Source organism: Curtobacterium sp. GD1, from assembly GCF_020882855.1.
GTDB lineage: Bacteria > Actinomycetota > Actinomycetes > Actinomycetales > Microbacteriaceae > Curtobacterium.
Window position 1 is genome coordinate 150,078 of record NZ_JAFEVQ010000002.1, and the last position, 18,971, is coordinate 169,048.

Below are 18,971 nucleotides of genomic sequence, written 5' to 3' on the forward strand. Positions count from 1 at the left end.
TGCCCCCGCGCACCGGACCCAGCATGGCGAGGAAGTTCCTGCTGCCTACGCGGGTTCGGCTTGGAGCGCCGAGTGCGGCACCACTGTAGCACCACCGAGGTCGACGGCCAGCATGAGCGGCCGCCAGTCGGATTCCCCGTGTCGCGACACGAGGTCGGCCGCGGTGAGTCGCTGCGCGGGGTCGCTGCCGAGGACCAGGAGGCTCGGGCCGGCTCCGGAGACGACCGCCGCCAGGCCGTGCTGCCGCAGCAGGCCGATGAGGGCGTCGGTCTCCGGCATGGCGCTGGCACGGTAGGCCTGGTGCAACCGGTCCTCGGTCGCCGCCAGGAGCAGCTCGGGGCTCTGGATGAGCGCGGCGACGAGCAGGGCGGAGCGGGACACGTTGAACGCGGCGTCCTCGTGCGGGACGCTCGCCGGCTGCAGGGAGCGCGCGAGCTTCGTCGAGAGCGTCGAGGTCGGCACGAAGACCACCGGCGAGACACCGCGGTGGACGAGCAGGCGCTTGTACGCCGGACCCTCGGCGGTCATCCACGCGATGGTCAGCCCGCCGAAGAGCGCCGGCGCGACGTTGTCCGGGTGCCCCTCCATCTCGGTCGCGAGCGTGAGCAGGGTCGAGGCGTCGAGGTCGACGACGCCCTCGAGCAACCCGCGCGCGGCCATCAGCCCGGCGACGATCGCGGCCGCCGACGACCCCATGCCGCGGCCGTGCGGGATGGCGTTCACCGCGTGCAGCTCGAGGCCGGGCTGCTGTGCGACGCCGGCGTGCTCGAGCCCGCGGCGCACGGCGCGGACGACGAGGTTCGTGTCGTCGGTGGCGACCTCACCCGCGCCGACACCGTCGACCGTGACGGTCGCGCCGGGCTCGGGCCGGACCCGGACGACGACCTCGTCGTAGAGCGACAGGGCGAGGCCGAGGGAGTCGAACCCCGGTCCGAGGTTCGCGGAGGTCGCCGGGACCCGTACGCGGACCGCCCGTCCGGCCGGTACAGCGATCTGGGCGGTCATGCCCTCCCCCGGTCCGGACGAGCGGTCGGGGCTCACTCGGCGCCGACCAGTCCGAGCACGTCGGCGACCGACTTGGTGTCGACCGGGACGCTCGTCGGGGTGACCTCGCCGCCGTCCTGCGTGCGGAGGGCCCACTGCGGGTCCTTGAGGCCGTGGCCGGTCACCGTGATGACGACCTTCGCGCCCTTCGGCACGACGCCGGCGTCGGCACGCTCGAGGAGCCCGGCGACGCCGATGGCCGAGGCGGGCTCGACGAAGACGCCGACCTCGGCGGAGAGGATGCGGTGCGCGGCGAGGATCGCCTCGTCGGTGATGGCACCGAAGTAGCCGTCGGTCTCGTCACGGGCCTCGAGCGCGAACTCCCACGAGGCCGGGTTGCCGATGCGGATCGCGGACGCGATGGTGTCCGGGTTGCGGACGACCTCGCCGCGGACGATCGGGGCCGAGCCCGCGGCCTGGAAGCCGAACATGCGCGGGAGCCTGGACGATCGACCGGCGGCCACGTCCTCGCGGTAGCCGCGGGAGTACGCCGTGTAGTTGCCCGCGTTGCCGACCGGCAGGAAGTGGAAGTCGGGCGCGTCACCGAGGACGTCGACGACCTCGAACGCGGCGGTCTTCTGCCCCTCGATGCGGTCGTTGTTGACCGAGTTCACAAGGTGCACCGGGTAGTTCGCGGCGAGGTCGCGCGCGATGTCGAGGCAGTCGTCGAAGTTGCCCTGCACCTGCAGCAGCTGGGCGTCGTGGGCGACGGCCTGGCTGAGCTTGCCCATGGCGATCTTGCCCTCGGGCACGAGCACCGCGGCGGTGATGCCGGCGTGCGTGGCGTACGCGGCGGCGGAGGCGCTGGTGTTGCCGGTCGAGGCGCAGATGACGGCCTTCGCACCGTGCTCGACGGCCTTCGAGATCGCCATGGTCATGCCGCGGTCCTTGAACGACCCGGTCGGGTTCATGCCCTCGAACTTGACGTAGACCTCGGCCCCCGTGCGCTCGGACAGGCGGCGCGCCGGGATGAGCGGGGTCCCGCCCTCACCGAGCGTGACGACGGGCGTCGCCTCGGTGACGTCGAGACGGTCGGCGTACTCGCGCAGGACACCCTGCCACTGGTGGGCCATGAGGCTCCCCTTCTTGTCGGTTCTGGAGTTCGGTCGGGCGCGGCTCAGGCGCCGACGACGCGGAGGACGCTCGTGACCTCGGCGACGACGTCCTCGTTGCGGAGGGCGACCACCGTCGCGGCGAGGTCGGACTCGCGCGCCAGGTGCGTGCCGATGACGAGGGTCGCGGTCGCGTCGGACCCGGTGGCGACGGTCTGCTCGACGGTCTCGACGCTGACGCCGTGCTTCGCGAGGACGCCGGCGACGGTCGACAGCACACCCGGGGCGTCCGTGACGTGCAGCGTGATCTGGTAGCGCGTGCGGACGGTGCCGATCGGGAACACCGGCAGCGCGGACTGGGTCGACTCGGCGATGCCGGGGCCACCGATGACGTGTCGGCGCGCGGCGGACACCAGGTCGCCCAGGACGGCCGAGGCGGTCTCGACCCCGCCGGCACCGGCGCCGTAGAACATCAGGTCGCCGGCGGCCTCGGCCTCGACGAACACGGCGTTCTTCGCCCCGTGCACGCTCGCGAGCGGGTGCGACTCCGGCACCAGGGCCGGGTACACGCGGGCGCTGACGCCCTCGGTGCCCTGCTCGTCGGTCAGGCGCTCCGCCGTCGCGAGGATCTTCACGACGTACCCGGCCTTGCGCGCGGCCCGGACCTGCTCGATCGTCACCGAGGTGATGCCCTCGCGGTGGACGGCGGCGAGCGGCACCGAGGTGTGGAACGCGAGGGACGCCAGGATCGCGGCCTTCTGCGCGGCGTCGTAGCCCTCGATGTCGGCGGTCGGGTCGGCCTCGGCGTACCCGAGCTCGGTGGCGGTCGCGAGGGCATCCTCGAACGTCGAGCCCTCGCGGTCCATCAGGTCGAGGATGAAGTTGGTCGTGCCGTTGACGATGCCCATGATGCGCTCGATGCGGTCACCGGCGAGGGAGTCGTGCAGCGGTCGGATGATCGGGATGGCGCCGGCGACGGCGGCCTCGTAGTAGAGCTGTGCGCCCACCTGCTCGGCGACCGCGAAGAGCTCCGGGCCGTGGGTCGCCAGGAGGGCCTTGTTGCCGGTGACGACGTCGGCGCCGGACTGCAGCGCCTGGAGCACGAGCGTCCGTGCCGGCTCGATGCCGCCGATCAGCTCGACGACGATGTCCGCGCCGAGGATGAGCGACGCCGCGTCCGTCGTGAAGAGCTCCTTCGGCAGGTCGACGTCGCGCGGGGCGTCGAGGTCGCGCACCGCGATCCCGACGAGCTCGAGGCCGGCCCCGGCGCGCGAGGCGAGCTCGTCGCCGTGTTCGAGGAGCAGCCGCGCCACCTGGGAACCGACCGAGCCGGCTCCGAGCAGCGCGACGCGGACGTTGCGGTATTCGATCATCTGGTGCGGGTCCTGTTCGTGGGGAGTCGGGTCGTCCGAGGGGCTCAGGCCCCCGGGACCACCCCGGTGTCGCGGGCGAGGAGGTCGTCGATCGACTCGCCACGCACGAGGATACGGGGTACGCCGTCGGCGACCGCCACGACCGGCGGGCGTCCGACGTGGTTGTAGTTGCTCGCCAGGCTCCAGCAGTACGCACCGGTGGCGGCGACGGCGAGGAGGTCCCCGCGGTGCACGTCACCGGGCAGGTACTCGTTGTTCACGACGATGTCGCCGGACTCGCAGTGCTTCCCGACCACCCGGGTGAGGACCGCGGGGGCGTCGGACGTCCGGGCGAGCCGGGCCGTGTAGTCCGCGCCGTAGAGCGCGGGTCGGGCGTTGTCGCTCATGCCGCCGTCGACCGACACGTACGTCCGGGTGGCGGGCTCCTGCTCGTCGTCCGAGAGCGTCACGGGCTTGATGGTGCCGACGCGGTAGAGCGTGATGCCCGCGGGCCCGACGATGTACCGGCCGGGCTCGACCGCGATCTCGGGGACCGGGATGTCCCGCTCGGCGCAGGCCTCGGCCACGATGGCCGCCAGCGCGTCGGCGACGTCCTCCGGCTCGAACGCCGAGTCGGCCTCGGTGTAGTCGATGCCCCAGCCGCCGCCGAGGTTGAGCTCCGGCACCGGACCGGTCGCCACGAGCGTGGCGTGCACGTCCATCAGGCGACGTGCGGCCTCGCGGAAGCCGGACTCGTCGAAGATCTGCGAGCCGATGTGCGAGTGCAGGCCGACGAAGGCGAGTGACGGCTCGGCGCGGACGGCCTCGGCAGCGGTGACAGCCTCGGTCAGGGGGATGCCGAACTTCTGGTCCTCGCGCGCGGTGGCGAGGTACTCGTGCGTCGACGCGTGCACCCCGCTGTTGATCCGGATGCGCACGCGCTGCACGACCCCGGCGTCGGCCGCGGCACGGGCGACGCGCTGCACTTCCTCGTGGCTGTCGAGGACGATGGTGCCGACGCCGACCTCGACCGCGCGGGCGATCTCGGCGTCCGACTTGTCGTTGCCGTGGAAGCCGAGCAGCGCCGGGTCGACTCCCCCGGCCAGGGCCACCGCGAGCTCGCCGCCGGTGCACACGTCGACGCGGAGGTCGGCCTCGACCATCCACGCCGCGACCTGCGTCGTCAGGAACGCCTTGCCGGCGTAGTAGACGTGCGCCCGGGTGCCGATCCGCTCGAACGCCTCGGTGAAGGCGTTCCGCACCCGCACCGCACGGGACTGCACGTCGCGTTCGTCGACCACGTACAGCGGCGTGCCGAACTGCTCGACCAGGTCGGACGCGGCGATCCCGCCGACGACGAGCTCGCCGTCGTCGGTCCGGGTCGCGGAGGCAGGCCAGATCCGCGCGGTCAGCGCGGAGGCGTCCGTCGGGAACCGCAGGTGCTGCGGGGCAAGGGGGTTCTCGCTCACGGGACCCGATCCTACCGAGCCGAGCCGCGCCTCCTGGCCGTGTGACGCAGCCACGCGCTCAACCGCACGAACCGACCGTCTGCAGCCCCGCCTCGTTGAGCGGCAGCGAGTCGGCCGTGACGCGCACCGTCGCCTCGGAGGCGGTGACGTCGAGCGACCGCACGAGGAGCCCCGACGGCAGGAACTGCGCCGTGCAGACCTCGACGGGGACGTTCGTGACGCCCGGGATCGAGTCCACCTTGAGGCCGAGCGACGAGTTCGTGATCCGCACCGTCTTCGGCGTGATCGTGATGCCCTTGCCGTCGTCCTGCGCGGCGACGTCGCCCTTCGCCGCGTAGGTGATGTCGTAGCCGAGGACCGCGGTCTTGCCGGAGAGCTCCACTCCGCCGTCGACCAGGCTGAGCCGGTCGAACAGCGGGCTGTACTTCGACAGGTCCTTCACGGACGCGGCCGCGAGCCGGACGTGGCCGTCGACGTCGCGCACGTCGCCCTTGCCGTCGACGGGCACGTCTCGCGCGGTGACGTCGGCGGCGAGGGGGATGCCGTCGATCGTGAGCTTCTCGGAGGAGATCTCGACCTCGTCGAGCTGCCCGCTGATCAGCTGCGGGATGACGATGCCCTTCGCGTGCGCCTCGACCTCGCCGGTGGCGCCGGACGGCAGCGACTGCTCGACCTGCTGGGCGATGATGCGGTCGACGACCCCGCGGAGGACGAACTCGGCGATCACGACGAGCGCGGCGAGGACGACCACGACGACGATCAGCACGACGGGCCAGCGACGGCGCTTCCGGGGGGTCACGGTGGCGGCGGACATGCGTCCCACCTTGCCAGGTGGCCCCGGCAGCGAGCCTGGAGGCGCGGCGTGCGCCCGGCGCGCCGGCCGCGGCGTCCGCGCGGTCGCGCGGTCGCGCCGGCCGCGTGCGCCCAGCGCCCGCCGCACAACGAAAGTCGCCCCGAACCACGGCATTCCGCAGTTCGGGGCGACTTTGGTTGTGCGCAGCGCTCCGCGCCGGCCGGACGGCGACCGCTACATGCGCTCCGGCGCCGTCACGCCGAGCAGGCCCAGCCCGTTGCGGACGACCTGGCCGGTGGCGTCGTTCAGCCAGAGGCGCGTGCGGTGCAGGTCGGTCACGGGCTCGTCGCCGAGGGGCGTGACCCGGCAGGCGTCGTACCAGCGGTGGTAGAGCCCGGCGAGCTGCTCGATGTACCGCGCCACACGGTGCGGCTCGCGGAGCTCGGCCGCCTGGCGCACCACGCGCGGGTACTCCGCCAGGGCGCCGAGCAGGGCCCCCTCGGTGTCGTGCGTCAGGAGCGAGGCGTCGAAGGCCGACCGGTCCACCCCGGCGTTCGCGGCGTTGCGGGCCACGGACTGCGTGCGGGCGTGGGCGTACTGCACGTAGAAGACGGGGTTGTCGTTCGTGCGCTTCGTGAGCAGGTCGAGGTCGATGTCGATCGCGGTGTCGCTGGCGAACCGGACGAGCGAGTAGCGGCCGGCGTCCACGCCCACGGCGTCGACGAGGTCCTCCATCGTGACGATCGTGCCGTTGCGCTTCGACATGCGCATCGGCTCGCCGTCCTTGAGCAGGTTGACCATCTGCCCGATGAGGATCTCGAGGTTCTTGCCCGGCTCGTCCCCGAACGCGGCGCACATCGCCATCATCCGGCCGACGTAGCCGTGGTGGTCCGCGCCGAGCATGATGAGGTTCCGCTCGAACCCGCGCTCGCGCTTGTCGAGGTAGTACGCCAGGTCGCCGGCGATGTAGGCGGGCTCGCCGTCGGACTTGATGACGACGCGGTCGCGGTCGTCGCCGAAGTCGGTGGTCCGGAGCCACTCGGCACCCTCGGCCTCGTACATCACGCCCGCCGAGCGCAGTCGCTCGATGGCGCGCTCGACGGCCTTCGACTCGTGCAGGGCGTTCTCGTGGAAGTACACGTCGAAGTCGACGCCGAAGTCGTGCAGCGACGACTTGATGTCCGCGAACATGAAGTCGACGCCCTCGCGCCGGAAGAGCTCCTGCGCCTCGTCGCGCGGCAGGTCCTCGACGTCGACCGACGGGTCGAGCGTCGCGATCACGCGCGCCGCGATCTCGGCGATGTACGCGCCGCCGTAGCCGTCCTCGGGCGTGGGCTCACCGAGCGCCGACGCGACGAGGGAGCGGGCGAAGCGGTCGATCTGCGCGCCGTGGTCGTTGAAGTAGTACTCGCGGGTGACGAGGCCGCCCTGCGCCTGGAACACCCGCGCGAGGCTGTCGCCCACCGCGGCCCAGCGCACGCCGCCCATGTGGATCGGCCCGGTCGGGTTCGCGGACACGAACTCGAGGTTGATCCGCACGCCGTCGTACAGGTCGCCGTGCCCGAAGGACTCGCCGCCTTCGACGATCGTGCGCGCGATCTCGCCGGCAGCGGCGGCCTCGAGCGTGATGTTGATGAAGCCGGGGCCCGCGACGTCGACCGAGTCCACGCCGTCGAGCTCGGTCAGCTCGCCGGCGATCTCCGTCGCGAGCTCGCGCGGGTTCGTGCCGAGCCGCTTCGCGAGCTGCATCGCCGCGTTCGACGCCCAGTCGCCGTGCGCGCGGTTCTTCGGACGTTCGAGTGCCGCATGGGACTCCTCGATGGTCACGGTGTCGGACGCGCCTCGTCGCTCGACGATCCCGGTCAGGATCGACAGGTACGCGGCGGAGAGTTCGGCAGGAGTCACGAGGGTCGAGTCTACCGGGACGCACAGGTCCTCCCCGGTCGATGCACCATCATGTCGGGATGACCACCCGCAGCCGCGTCCGGGCGATCAGCGTCGCCCTCCTCACCGTGTCCGCGTCCGTCGCCCTGGTGGCGTGCTCCGGCGGCGGCTCGGACGGCGCCACGCCGAGCGCCACGGCGGGTCCGATCGGCGAACGGGTCGCACAGACGTGCGCCGAGCTCCTGCCCGCCGACGCCCTGTCCGTCTACGGGAAGACGTTCACCCTCGACGACGACTTCACGCCGGAGAAGGGGACCCCGGCGGCGCGCATCGCCGAGCAGCGCGGCCGCGTGTGCCACTGGAGTGCGACCGACGACGCCTCGACGACGATCACGGTCGCCGTCGCCGACCTGCCTGAGAAGTCGCTCACGAACCTCAAGGACGCGCTCTACGAACGGGGCGGATCCGTGCCGACCTACCGGGTCGAGGGGTACTTCTCGCTCACCGACGGCGTCGGGCGCGCGGACGCCTTCGCCGACCCGTACTGGATCACCGCGACCTCCACCCTCTTCACCGAGCCCGGCGGCGCGCAGCCGGTCGTCGACGCGGTGCGGAGCGTCGTGCAGCCGAGCGCGTCCGCGACGCCGGCCGGCTGACCCGACACAGGGCGGACGGGAGGCGCGGTGCGGGCCCGACCCGCGCCTCCCGTCACGACACGCGTGGTCTCGGACAGCCGTGCGGACCTGCTACGGTTGGTTCCACCCAGGGCCCCCATAGCTCAGGGGATAGAGCACTGCCCTCCGGAGGCAGGGGCGGAGGTTCGAATCCTCCTGGGGGCACAGTGACATCCCCGCGCAAGGCGAGTTCTTCGCTTCGCTCAGGCGGCTGCCCGCGATGTCGGCTTCGCCGACCTTCCCTCCGGGGCCGGTCGGGGCGGGGCCATCGGGGGCGCACAACGCGGTAGCGTCGGGCGCATGAGCCTCGTGTTTCCGGAACCTGGTGTTGCGCCGCTGCGAGGTGGGCCGAGGCTCGGGTGGGGCGTGATCGGGTGGGGCGTGATCGGGCCCGGGGAGATCGCGGGCGACTTCACGTCGACGCTCCACGCGAACTCCGACCAGCGCGTCGTCGCCGTCGGCTCCCGCTCCCCCGAACGCGCCGCCGCCTTCGCCCGGCGACACGGGATCCCCGGCGTGCACGGCTCGTACGAGGCCCTCGTCGCCGACCCCGCCGTCGACGTCGTCTACGTCGCCTCACCGCACCCGCAGCACCTCGGCCACGCGCTCCTCGCGATCGCCGCGGGCAAGCACGTCCTCGTCGAGAAGCCGATGACCACGTCGGAGGCGGACACCCGCACCCTCGCCGAGGCCGCCCGCAGCGCCGGGGTGTTCGCGATGGAGGCGATGTGGACCCGGTACCTCCCGGGGACCACCGTCGTCGCACGACTCCTCGCGGACGGCGCCCTCGGCGACGTCCGGCTCGCGTCCGTCGACGTCGGCTGGCCGCACGACCCCGACCCCGCCGACCGCATGTTCGACCCTGCCGCCGGCGGCGGCGCCCTCCTCGATGCCGGTGTCTACGGGCACTGGTTCGCACGGTTCGCCACCGGCGCCCCGGTGACCAGCAGCACGACGGGAGCGGTCTCCGGACGCGGGGTGGACCTCCAGTCCGTCACCGTGTCGACGTCGGCCGGCGGCGCACAGGCCGTGGTGACCACGACGATGACGGCGTGGACGCCCGGACTCGCGGTCATCGCGGGGAGCACGGCCACCGTGCGGTACACCGACCACTTCGTGTTCCCCGCATCCTTCGCGCTGCACCACGGCGCGGAGGCGGCGCACTGGGAGGACGAGAGCGGCCTCCGTGGCAGACAGGGCCTCGTCTGGCAGACCGCGGCGCTCGCGCAGTACGTCGCCGAGGGGCGCACGGAGTCGCCGCTGCACTCGCTCGACGACTCGATCGGGCTCGCTGCGACGCTCGACGCGGCGCGGTCCGCGCTCGGTCCCCGGGCGGATGCCACCGGTGTTTCCGAACGCGACACGTCCACCCCCTAGGATCACGGGCCGGTCGACCCCGCACGCGACCGGGAAGAGGACTCGATGACCGCAGCCACCGGGAACCCGCAGCACGAACTCGCCCGGGGCGCCGATGCCCCGGCACCACGGACCCTGCTCGACGTCCTCACCGCGACCGCCGCCGAGCACCCCGACGCCACCGCGCTCGAGGACCCGGCCGGCACGATCGACTACGCGAGGCTCGTGCGACTGGTGCGCGAGCAGGCCGACGACCTCGCGCGACGCGGGGTCCGACGGGGCGACCGGGTGGGCGTCCGGATCCCGTCCGGCGGGCGCGACCTGTACGTGTCGATCCTCGCGGTCCTCGCGGCCGGCGCGGCGTACGTCCCGGTGGACGCCGACGACCCCGAGGAACGCGCCACGCTGGTGTTCGGCGAGGCCGGCGTCGTCGGCGTGATCGGAGTGGGCGGCGTCCTGCGTGACCGCGACGGCGCGGAACTCCCGGTGACCGACCCCGCGGCGAGCGCCGAGCTCTCCCGGCAGGACGACGACGCGTGGATCATCTTCACGTCCGGGTCGACCGGTGTGCCCAAGGGCGTCGCGGTCACGCACCGGTCCGCTGCGGCGTTCGTGGACGCCGAGGCGCGGATGTTCCTGCAGGCCGCGCCGATCGGCCCGGGCGACCGGGTGCTGGCGGGTCTGAGCGTGGCGTTCGACGCGTCGTGCGAGGAGATGTGGTTGGCGTGGGGCCACGGTGCGTGCCTGGTGCCGGCGCCGCGGTCGCTCGTGCGCACGGGTGTGGACCTCGGGCCGTGGCTCATCGCGCACGGGATCACGGTGGTGTCGACGGTGCCGACGCTCGCGGCGCTGTGGCCGGACGACGCGCTGGAGCAGGTGCGGTTGGTCATCTTCGGTGGTGAGGCCTGCCCGCCGGAGCTCGCTGCGCGGATCGCGAGCCGCGAGCGGGAGGTGTGGAACACGTACGGTCCGACCGAGGCGACGGTGGTGGCGTGCGGTGCCCTGCTCGACGGGAGCACGCCGATCCGGATCGGGTTGCCGTTGGACGGCTGGGACCTCGCGGTCGTGGACGCGACGGGTGCCCGGGTGGAGCCGGGGGGCGTCGGGGAGCTCGTCATCGGCGGCGTCGGGCTCGGGCGGTACCTGGACCCGGCGAAGGACGCCGAGAAGTACGCGCCGTTCCCGGAGCTCGGGTGGGAGCGGGCGTACAGGAGCGGTGACCTGGTGCGGTACGACCCCGAGGGACTCGTGTTCCAGGGTCGTGCGGACGACCAGGTGAAGCTCGGCGGTCGTCGCATCGAGCTCGGGGAGATCGACGCGGCGCTGCAGGGGCTGCCGGACGTGGCCGGGGGTGCTGCCGTGGTGCAGCGGACGCCGGCGGGCAACCAGGTGCTGGTCGGGTACGTCGCGCCGGTCGCGGGTGCGACGGTGGACGTGGCGGCGGCGAACGCTCGGCTGCGCGAGGAGCTCCCGGCGGCGCTCGTGCCGCTGCTCGCGGTGGTGGACTCGCTGCCGACGCGGACCTCGGGCAAGGTCGACCGTGCCGCGCTCCCGTGGCCGTTGCCGGGGTCGTCGGACACGGCGATGCTCCCGGACACGGTGGCGTGGATCGCCGAGCGGTGGTCCGCGATCCTCGGGGTGCCGGTGGCGAGCGTCGACGACGACTTCTTCGCGCACGGCGGCGGGTCGCTGACGGCGGCACAGCTCGTGTCGGCGATCCGTGAGCGCTTCCCGACGACGACGGTGGCCGACGTGTACGACCACCCGCGGATCGGTGCGCTGGCGGACGCGCTCGACGACTCCGGCCCGGTGACGTCGGTGCCCCGTGACGTCCGGCCGGTCCCGCCGGCGACGGGTGTGGTGATGACGGTGCTCGGGCTGCCCCTGCAGGTGCTCCGTGGTCTGCGGGTGCTGACGTGGACGGCGCTCGTGGCGGCGGTGCTGCACGCGACGACGCTCCCGTCCGTCCCGGTGCTGCCCTGGCCGGCGCTCGTCGTGGCGCTCGTCCTGTTCGTCACCCCGGCGGGGAAGATGGCCGTGACGGTCGTCCTCGTCCGGGCCCTGCTCGTCGGGGTGCGTCCGGGTGACCACCCCCGTGGCGGGTCGGTGCACGTGCGGGTCTGGCTCGCGGAGCGGATCGCCGAGGCGGTGGACGGCCCCTCGACGGCCGGTGCGCCGTGGATCAGCTACTACGCCAGGGCCTTGGGCGCGACGATCGGCAAGGACGTGGACCTGCACGCGCTGCCGCCGGTGACCGGGATGCTGACGGTCGGCAAGCGGGCGTCGATCGAGCCCGAGGTCGACCTCGCAGGACACTGGGTGGACGGCGACGTGTTCCGGCTCGGCCGGGTCCGGATCGACGCGGACGCCGTGGTGCACAGCCGGACGACGCTGCTGCCGGGCGCGCACGTGGGCGTCGGCGCCGAGGTGGAGGCCGGTTCCGCGGTCGCCGACCGGGTCCCCGACGGGGAGCGGTGGGCGGGGTCGCCGGCGGAACGCGTCGGGTCGGCTCGGCACGACCGGGAGGCGCGACCCCCGTCCCGACGCCGGTGGCTGCTGGCGTACGGGGCCGGGTCCCTGGCCGTGGCCGGGTTGCCGGTGATCGGTGTCGCCGCGGGGGTGGGGCTGGTGTGGCTCCTCGTCGGACCGGTCGCGTCCCTCCAGCGGGCCGTGCTGCTCGCGCTGGCGTGGGTACCGGTGGGGACGGTCGTCGCGGGGCTCGTGTACGCGGCACTCGTCGTGGCCGCGGTGCGGTTGCTCGGGATCGGTCTGCACGAGGGTCGGCACCCGGTGCGCTCCCGCATCGGCTGGCAGGTGTGGACGACCGAGCGGATCCTCGACGGCGCACGGACGCTGCTGTTCCCGGTGTACGCGTCGCTCGTGACCCCGCTCTGGCTCCGACTGCTCGGGGCCCGGGTGGGACGGAACACCGAGATCTCGACGGTCCTGCTCATCCCGGCGCTCACGCAGATCGCCTCGGGGGCGTTCCTCGCCGACGACACGATGGTGGCGACGTACGAGCTCGGCGGCGGTCGGGTGCGGATCGGTCGGTCGAAGGTGGGGCGGCGGGCGTTCCTCGGCAACAGCGGGATGACCGGCGCCGGACGTTCGGTGCCGCGCGAGGCCCTGGTCGCGGTGCTGTCCGCCGTCCCGAAGAAGGCGAAGCGCGGATCGTCGTGGCTCGGCTCTCCCCCGGTGCGGCTCCGGCGCGCGACGGCGGAGTTCGACGAGGAGCGCACGTTCCGGCCGCCGCGGTCCCTCAAGGTCGCTCGAGGCTGCTGGGAACTCCTGCGCCTGGTCGCCCCGATGGTGTCCGCGGGGATCGCGCTCGGGGTCGTCGGCACGCTGCTCGCGCTCTGGACGGCAGTCGGCATCGGGTGGACGGTGCTGCTCGCCGGGCCGGTGCTCATCGTCGCCGGTGCCGTCGCAGCGGTGGTGTCGACGATCGCGAAGTGGTCCTTCGTCGGCCGGATCGCCGCCCGTGAGCACCCGCTCTGGTCGTCGTTCGTGTGGCGGAACGAGGTGCAGGACACGTTCGTCGAGACCGTCGCCCGGCCGTGGTTCGCCGAGCAGGCGACGGGGACCCCGGCCCTCGCGGCGTGGCTCCGCAGTCTCGGGGCGACGATCGGCCGCGGTACCTGGCTCGAGACGTACTGGCTCCCGGAGGCCGACCTCGTGACGATCGGGTCCGGAGCCGCCGTGGCCCGCGGCACGGTCGTGCAGACGCACCTGTTCCACGACCGGGTGATGCAGCTCGACGAGGTCCGCCTCGACCCGGGTGCGACGCTCGGGCCGCACAGCGTGGTGCTGCCGGCGGCGGGCATCGGACCGGGCGCCACCGTCGGGCCGGCGTCCCTCGTGATGCGCGGCGAGCAGGTGCCCGGCGGGACGCACTGGTCCGGCAACCCGATCGCTCCGTGGACATCGGCGCCGCCGGTGCCGGCGCGGTCGTCCGTCGAGCACGTCGCCGTGGCAGACTCGACGGCACCGTGAAGCCCGCCTCGACGAACCCAAACGCCGACCCGTACACCCCGCACAGCGGCGACCGACGCTGGAGCGCCCACCACTACGAGCTCCGTCTGGAGTACCGCGTCGCGACGAACCGCCTCGACGGCACCGCGACGATCACCGGCCGTGCGCACGAGGACCTCGACCGTGTCGTCCTCGACCTGCACGGCATGACGGTCGACCGGGTGGACGTCGACGGCAAGCGGGCGAAGAAGCACACGACCGCGACGCACAAGCTCACCGTGACCCCGGCCGAGCCCGTCGCCGCCGGCACGGACTTCACCGTCCACGTGCGGTACCGCGGCACACCGCACCCGCTCCGCAGCCCGTGGGGCCAGATCGGCTGGGAGGAGCTGACCGACGGTGTCATCGTCGCCGCGCAGCCCACCGGCGCCCCGTCGTGGTTCCCGTGCAACGACCGACCGGACGACAAGGCCACCTACCGGTTCGAGATCACCGCCGAGGCCGCGTACGACGTCGTCGCGAACGGGGAGCTGCTCGGCAAGGAGCGCGCCCGCGCCGGCACGACGTGGACGTACGCCACGACCGAGCCGATGGCGACCTACCTCGCGACGGTGCAGATCGGGCGCTACCGCACGACGAAGCTCCGCGGCTCGGACACCCCCGTCACGCTGCACCACCCCGCCGACCTCGGCACGGCCGCGAAGACGGACTTCGGACGGGTACCGGACATGCTCGCCCTGTACGCGGACCGGTTCGGGCCGTACCCGTTCGCGTCGTACGGCGTCGTGGTGACCGACGACGAGCTCGAGATCCCGCTCGAGGCGCACGGCCTGGCGGTCTTCGGCCGGAACCACGTCGACGGCGAGCACGGCACCGACCGGCTCATCGCACACGAACTCGCGCACCAGTGGTTCGGCAACTCCGTGACGGTCGCCAGGTGGAAGGACATCTGGTTGCACGAGGGCTTCGCCTGCTACGCCGAGTGGCTCTGGTCGGAGCACCGCGGTGGCGACTCGGCGGACACCCTCGCGGCGACGTACCGCGACGGGCTCCTGGAGCAGCCCGAGGACCTCGTCGTGGCCGACCCGGGCCCGAAGGACATGTTCGACGACCGGGTCTACAAGCGCGGCGCCCTGGCCCTGCATGCCGTCCGCCGGTCGGTCGGCGACGACGCGTTCTTCGCCGGGCTCCGGACGATCACCGAGCGACACCGGTACGGGTCGGTCGCACCGGAGGACGTGCACGCCGCGTTCGCCGACGCAGCAGGGACCGACGTCGACGCGGTCCGGGCCGTGACGGCACCCTGGCTCGACGAGCCCACCGTCCCCGCGCTCTAGGGATCGGTCGGCGGCGTCGCGCGCGTCAGCTCGCGGTCTCGACCAGGTCAGGAGCGCCGCCGACGTCGGCCGTCTCCGGGGTACCGTTCACCTCGGCCCACACCGCGTCGAGGGACAGCCCGACGACCCCGGCGACGGACGCGATCGTCGAGAACGCCGGCGTCGCGATGCGCCCGGTCTCGATCTTCCGCAGCGTCTCCGGCGAGATCCCGGCCCGCAGCGCCGTGTCGAGCATCGAGCGCTCCCCGCGGGCACGACGGAGCAGCGCTCCGAGCCGCCGACCACGGGCGACCTCGTCGGGGCTGAGCGGGAGACGGACCATGTGCCCACACTAATACCGGTCTTCCAGTACCGGTATGATCATCCCATGATCGAGATCCTCACCCCGGCCGAGGTCGACCGGGCCCGCGCCACCGGAGCCCTCGTCGGCACGATCCTGCAGACCCTGCGCGAGCGCACCCGCGTCGGCACGAACCTGCTCGAGATCGATCGGTGGACGAAGGCGATGATCGAGGACGCCGGCGCCGAGTCCTGCTACGTCGACTACGCCCCGTCGTTCGGACGCGGGCCGTTCGGCCACCACGTGTGCACCGCCGTCAACGACGCCGTCCTGCACGGACTCCCCCACGACCGGACCCTGCAGGACGGCGATCTGCTGACGCTCGACCTGGCCGTCTCGCTCGACGGCATCGCCGCCGACGCCGCCGTCAGCTTCGTGGTCGGCACACCGGACCCTGCCGACCTGGCCCTCATCGACGCCACCGAGCGCGCTCTCGCCGCAGCGATCGAGACCGCCGGCCCCGGGGTCCGCACGGGCGACCTGTCGCACGCCATCGGCACGGTGCTCGAGGGCGCCGGCTACCCCGTCAACGTCGAGTTCGGCGGCCACGGCATCGGCTCGACGATGCACCAGGACCCGCACGTGTCGAACACCGGGCGCCCCGGACGCGGCTACACCCTCCGCCCCGGGCTGCTCCTCGCGCTCGAGCCGTGGGTGATGGCGGACACCGACGTGCTCGTCACCGACCCGGACGGCTGGACGCTCCGCAGCGCCACGGGAGCACGCACCGCGCACACCGAGCACACGGTGGCGATCACCGAGGACGGCGTCGAGGTCCTCACGCTCCCACGCTGACCGGAGCCCCTCCCGCCGCGACCGCGAGCACCACGTCGACCGCGGGGAACAGCACCGTGACCGGCTGCGACACCCCGTCCAGGGCCGCCGTGCCCCGACCCAGGTCGACGTCGACGCGGGTCGGATCCACCCGGAGTCCTCGGCCGTCACGCTTGAGGACGGCCTCCTTCACCGCCCAGCACGCCGCCCGGGCAGTGTCGTCGCCGGACCGGGCGAGCTCCCCGGGCGTGAACGCGTCGAGCGGGGCCGCTGCGACCCGCGACACGCGCTCGAGGTCGACGCCGATCCCGGGCGGTCCGACGGCCAGTGCGACGAGGTCGGTGGTCCGTGCGAGGCTCACCCCGACGGCGGAGCCGTCGACCTCGGCCCAGGGGCGGCCGTGGTCCGTCGCAGCGCAGTGCGGGCAGACGCGCCCCGCGCGCACGGCCGATACGTCGACATCCGCCGCCGACGCGACGGCGGTGAGCAGCGCCTCCCGGTCCGCGTCGGGACTGCCGCCGGACCGCCGGATCGTCACCACGACGGTCTGGAGGCGCGGGAGACTCACGCAGGCGAGCCTACGTCGGGTGGTTCAGGCGTGGGTGAGCGCGATGAGCGCGACGTTCATCGTGCTGTAGAGCCCTTCGGACCGGGTCGCCTGGCGCACCCGTCCGCGGAGGACCTCGTAGCGGCCGTCGTGCTCGCGCACGAAGCCGATGACACCGCTCGCCGGCGTCGACACACGGTGGTAGCCGTCCTCGAGTGGGACGACCTCGGTGCTGGTTGTTCGCTCCATTGCAGTTCCCCTGTCTCGTTCGTCGTCGAACGCTCCCCGAGCATACCCCGGTCCGGGGTACAACACCTGCACAGGCCCGGGGTTCCACGAGGGTTCGCCCGGAGTCTGTCCGAGCGCTGCGCGGCGTGGATAGACTCCGGGCAACAGCGCTCCGGGGCGCGGTTCCGGGGGTACTCGGACCGTGACCACGGCGACGGACGGAGGACGGATGCGAGCGGTCCAGGGCGGATCGGCCACGGGCAGGACGAGGACCGACAGGGGGACGCCGGGGCTGGTGGGACGCATCGCTGCGGCACTCCTGGCCGTGTTCCTCGTGCTGGCGCCGGCGGCGACGGCGCGAGCGACCGCGCCGGTCGACCTCGGTGGCGCGTACGTCCTCGACGAGGCCGACGTGCTCAGCTCCTCGCAGCAGTCCCGGATCGAGAACGCCGTGCAACAGCTCTACACGGACACGAAGACCCAGCTCTACGTCGTCTTCGTCCCGACGTTCACGAACCCGTCGGACCACACCGAGTGGGGCGCCGCGACGATGTCGGCGAACCAGATCGACTCCGACGGCATCCTGCTGTCGGTCGCCGTCGACGACCGGAACTACGACGTCCAGCAGACGAACGAGACGAGCATCTCGAAGTCCGACGTCAAGACCGCTGTGGACGACGACCTGCTGCCGGCCCTCAAGCAGAGCGACTGGTCCGCTGCCGCGCTGGCCTTCGCGAACGGCCTCGCCGACACCCAGGCGCCGCCGGACCTCACCTGGCTGTGGATCCTCCTCGCCGTCGTGGTCGTCGCGGTCGTCGTCGTGGTGCTCGTCATCCGGACGCGGAACAAGCGCCGGACGGCCGCCGCGACGAAGGCGCAGGAAGCGTCCCTCGCCGACCTCGAGCGGACCGCCGGTGGCGCCCTCGTGACGATCGACGACGAGCTGCGCACCGCCGAGCAAGAGGTCGGGTTCGCCACCGCGCAGTTCGGGGCCGACGCCGCGAAGCCCTTCGCCGAGGCGGTCGCCGCGGCGCAGCAGGCCGTGCGCAAGGCCTTCACGTTCCAGCAGCAGCTCGACGACGAGATCCCGGACTCCCCGCAGCAGCGCGCCGACTGGGCGAACCAGATCATCGCCATCTGCGAGCAGGCGCACGCCTCGATCGAGGAGCAGACGGAGTCGTTCGACAAGCTCCGCTCGCTCGAGGACGGCGTCGAGGAAGCCGCTGCCGCGCTCGCGCAGGCCGTCGCCGCTGCCCCGGCATCGGTCCAGCAGGCGAGCGCCTCGTTGGACCGGGTCCGCTCGGCGTACACCGGCCGGACCCTCGCGACCGTGTCGGACAGCGTCGACCAGGCCGAGCAGGTCCTCGCCTACGCGACCGAACGGTCCCAGGCGGCCACCGCAGCGATCGCCGCGGGCGACAAGGGCGAGGCGGTCGTCGCCGTGCGCGACGCCCAGCACGCCCTCGCGCAGGTGCAGCAGCTCACGTCGAGCGCGAGCGCTGCCGAGGCGAGCTTCGCCGAGGCCACCGCACGCGCCGAGGCGATGCGCGTCGACATCGAGGGCGACGTCGCCGCGGCGCGCACCCTCACCGTCGGCGGGCCGGAACTCGCCGCCGCGGTCACCCGTGCCGAGACCGTGCTGCGGCAGGGCTTCGACCCGAAGGACCCGATCACCGCGGTCGACGCCCTCACCAAGGCGAACACCGAGATCGACCAGGCCATCGCCGCGGCCCGTGGCGCCGAGGAACAGCAGCGTCGGGCATCCCGTGCGCTCGACGACGCGCTCCGCGACGCCCGGAACCGGATCAGCCAGGCGCGCGAGTTCATCTCGCTGCACCGCGGCGGGGTCGGACCGACGGCGCGGACGCGGCTGTCCGAGGCGCAACGAGCACTCGACGACGCCGTCCAGCTCGCCACGACGGACCCGGGGCAGGCGCTCCAGGCAGCGCGTGCGGCCGAGCAGTACGCGGCGGCCGCGATGGACGCCGCGAACGACGACATGGGCGGCTGGGGCGGTGGCGGCGGCTTCGGCGGCGGTGGCGGCAACGGCGCGCAGCTCGGCGGCCTCGTCACCGGCATCGTGCTCGGTGGCCTGCTCGGCGGTCGCGGCGGCAGCTACGGCGGCGGCTCCTTCGGGGGTGGCGGCTTC

General features: G+C 73.1%; 15 protein-coding genes and 1 tRNA gene. 7 read left to right on the forward strand and 9 right to left on the reverse strand.

Annotated elements, in window-relative coordinates:
* Positions 1–45: 45 nt before the first annotated feature.
* The 6 genes from thrB to argS all read right to left on the reverse strand — a co-directional run bounded on the left by thrB (position 46) and on the right by argS (position 7,615).
* Positions 46–1,005 (reverse strand): homoserine kinase, encoded by a 960-nt coding sequence (gene thrB / locus JSX79_RS02290; RefSeq protein ID WP_229085039.1) that lies wholly within the window; start codon positions 1,003–1,005, stop codon positions 46–48.
* Between the two features lie 32 nt (positions 1,006–1,037).
* Positions 1,038–2,117 carry a threonine synthase gene (thrC, locus tag JSX79_RS02295; protein ID WP_070416299.1) on the reverse strand — a complete coding sequence of 360 codons (1,080 nt, stop codon included), beginning with the start codon at positions 2,115–2,117 and terminating at the stop codon, positions 1,038–1,040.
* Positions 2,118–2,161: 44 nt separating this feature from the next.
* A complete protein-coding gene (locus JSX79_RS02300) occupies positions 2,162–3,469 on the reverse strand; it encodes a homoserine dehydrogenase (RefSeq protein WP_071302517.1) in 1,308 nt (435 codons plus the stop codon).
* Positions 3,470–3,513: 44 nt separating this feature from the next.
* Entirely contained in the window at positions 3,514–4,917 is a 1,404-nt protein-coding gene (gene lysA, locus JSX79_RS02305) for a diaminopimelate decarboxylase (RefSeq protein WP_229085040.1), read from the reverse strand.
* A 58-nt stretch (positions 4,918–4,975) separates the two neighbouring features.
* Positions 4,976–5,731 (reverse strand): LmeA family phospholipid-binding protein, encoded by a 756-nt coding sequence (locus tag JSX79_RS02310; protein ID WP_070416302.1) that lies wholly within the window; start codon positions 5,729–5,731, stop codon positions 4,976–4,978.
* Between the two features lie 213 nt (positions 5,732–5,944).
* Positions 5,945–7,615 carry an arginine--tRNA ligase gene (gene argS / locus JSX79_RS02315; RefSeq protein ID WP_229085041.1) on the reverse strand — a complete coding sequence of 557 codons (1,671 nt, stop codon included), beginning with the start codon at positions 7,613–7,615 and terminating at the stop codon, positions 5,945–5,947.
* Between the two features lie 59 nt (positions 7,616–7,674).
* Between argS and JSX79_RS02320 the strand changes: the two genes are divergently transcribed.
* The 5 genes from JSX79_RS02320 to JSX79_RS02340 all read left to right on the forward strand — a co-directional run bounded on the left by JSX79_RS02320 (position 7,675) and on the right by JSX79_RS02340 (position 14,933).
* Positions 7,675–8,250 (forward strand): hypothetical protein, encoded by a 576-nt coding sequence (locus tag JSX79_RS02320; protein WP_229085042.1) that lies wholly within the window; start codon positions 7,675–7,677, stop codon positions 8,248–8,250.
* Positions 8,251–8,361: 111 nt separating this feature from the next.
* Positions 8,362–8,433: transfer RNA gene (locus tag JSX79_RS02325), tRNA-Arg, on the forward strand.
* A gap of 201 nt (positions 8,434–8,634) precedes the next feature.
* Positions 8,635–9,645 carry a Gfo/Idh/MocA family protein gene (locus JSX79_RS02330; protein ID WP_229085043.1) on the forward strand — a complete coding sequence of 337 codons (1,011 nt, stop codon included), beginning with the start codon at positions 8,635–8,637 and terminating at the stop codon, positions 9,643–9,645.
* A gap of 45 nt (positions 9,646–9,690) precedes the next feature.
* Positions 9,691–13,617: a Pls/PosA family non-ribosomal peptide synthetase gene (locus JSX79_RS02335; protein ID WP_229085044.1), complete on the forward strand. Its 3,927-nt coding sequence runs from the start codon at positions 9,691–9,693 to the stop codon at positions 13,615–13,617.
* Complete coding sequence (locus tag JSX79_RS02340; protein ID WP_229085045.1) at positions 13,542–14,933, forward strand: M1 family metallopeptidase; 1,392 nt, start codon at positions 13,542–13,544, stop codon at positions 14,931–14,933. The genes JSX79_RS02335 and JSX79_RS02340 overlap by 76 nt, the downstream gene beginning before the upstream one ends.
* A 25-nt stretch (positions 14,934–14,958) precedes the next feature.
* Here the strand turns inward: JSX79_RS02340 and JSX79_RS02345 are convergent, their stop codons facing one another.
* On the reverse strand, positions 14,959–15,255 hold the full coding sequence (locus tag JSX79_RS02345) for a helix-turn-helix domain-containing protein (protein WP_070416307.1): 297 nt from the start codon (positions 15,253–15,255) through the stop codon (positions 14,959–14,961).
* A 45-nt stretch (positions 15,256–15,300) separates the two neighbouring features.
* Here JSX79_RS02345 and map point away from each other — a divergent pair, with 45 nt between their 5' ends.
* Positions 15,301–16,068 (forward strand): type I methionyl aminopeptidase, encoded by a 768-nt coding sequence (gene map / locus JSX79_RS02350; RefSeq protein ID WP_071302524.1) that lies wholly within the window; start codon positions 15,301–15,303, stop codon positions 16,066–16,068.
* Here the strand turns inward: map and JSX79_RS18560 are convergent.
* Together JSX79_RS18560 and JSX79_RS02360 are read right to left on the reverse strand one after the other, a co-directional pair.
* Positions 16,052–16,615, reverse strand: coding sequence for a 4'-phosphopantetheinyl transferase superfamily protein (locus JSX79_RS18560; RefSeq protein ID WP_229085046.1), 564 nt, complete (start codon positions 16,613–16,615; stop codon positions 16,052–16,054). The two genes, map and JSX79_RS18560, sit on opposite strands and share 17 nt — an antisense overlap.
* A 24-nt stretch (positions 16,616–16,639) precedes the next feature.
* Positions 16,640–16,843 (reverse strand): hypothetical protein, encoded by a 204-nt coding sequence (locus tag JSX79_RS02360; RefSeq protein WP_022905704.1) that lies wholly within the window; start codon positions 16,841–16,843, stop codon positions 16,640–16,642.
* Between the two features lie 274 nt (positions 16,844–17,117).
* On the opposite strand from JSX79_RS02360, the gene JSX79_RS18090 reads away from it, so the two are divergent.
* A partial coding sequence (locus JSX79_RS18090) for a TPM domain-containing protein (RefSeq protein WP_308061317.1) occupies positions 17,118–18,971 on the forward strand: 1,854 nt, incomplete at its 3' end.

What these genes read in the sequence shown, in the direction of transcription:
- thrB (WP_229085039.1), bottom strand. Translation starts at nt 1,005, where the DNA reads ATGACCGCCCAGATCGCTGTACCGGCCGGACGGGCGGTCCGCGTACGG.
- thrC (WP_070416299.1), bottom strand. Translation starts at nt 2,117, where the DNA reads ATGGCCCACCAGTGGCAGGGTGTCCTGCGCGAGTACGCCGACCGTCTC.
- JSX79_RS02300 (WP_071302517.1), bottom strand. Translation starts at nt 3,469, where the DNA reads ATGATCGAATACCGCAACGTCCGCGTCGCGCTGCTCGGAGCCGGCTCG.
- JSX79_RS02310 (WP_070416302.1), bottom strand. Translation starts at nt 5,731, where the DNA reads ATGTCCGCCGCCACCGTGACCCCCCGGAAGCGCCGTCGCTGGCCCGTC.
- JSX79_RS02320 (WP_229085042.1), top strand. Translation starts at nt 7,675, where the DNA reads ATGACCACCCGCAGCCGCGTCCGGGCGATCAGCGTCGCCCTCCTCACC.
- JSX79_RS02335 (WP_229085044.1), top strand. Translation starts at nt 9,691, where the DNA reads ATGACCGCAGCCACCGGGAACCCGCAGCACGAACTCGCCCGGGGCGCC.
- JSX79_RS02345 (WP_070416307.1), bottom strand. Translation starts at nt 15,255, where the DNA reads ATGGTCCGTCTCCCGCTCAGCCCCGACGAGGTCGCCCGTGGTCGGCGG.
- map (WP_071302524.1), top strand. Translation starts at nt 15,301, where the DNA reads ATGATCGAGATCCTCACCCCGGCCGAGGTCGACCGGGCCCGCGCCACC.
- JSX79_RS02360 (WP_022905704.1), bottom strand. Translation starts at nt 16,843, where the DNA reads ATGGAGCGAACAACCAGCACCGAGGTCGTCCCACTCGAGGACGGCTAC.